The organism is Rhodobium orientis, from assembly GCF_003258835.1.
GTDB classification, from domain to species: Bacteria; Pseudomonadota; Alphaproteobacteria; order Rhizobiales; family Rhodobiaceae; genus Rhodobium; species Rhodobium orientis.
In genome coordinates, this window is the sequence record NZ_NPEV01000216.1 from 1 (window position 1) to 245 (window position 245).

General features: G+C 39.2%; 1 protein-coding gene. It reads left to right on the plus strand.

The genetic code is table 11. The features are described 5' to 3' along the window. On the plus strand, positions 1–245 hold a 245-nt coding region (gene fliJ / locus CH339_RS25905; RefSeq protein ID WP_111436872.1), incomplete at both ends, for a flagellar export protein FliJ.

Here is a 245-nt window from a genome sequence, read left to right on the forward strand (position 1 = left end):
AAATTTCAAAAGCTCCTCGAGCTTAAAGAAAATGAAAAAGACCAATCATTTGCTGAATATCAGCACTCAGTTTCCGAATTCGAAAAGGTCGCGGAAAAGCTGTATGAAAGCATGAGCCAAAAAGAAACGCTGGAAAAAAACAAGGAAATCAAGATGCAGACGGGGATGAGCGTTCAGGAAATGCGGCATTATCAGCAATTTGTCACAAATCTTGAAACGACAATCTACCATTATCAAAAGCTCGT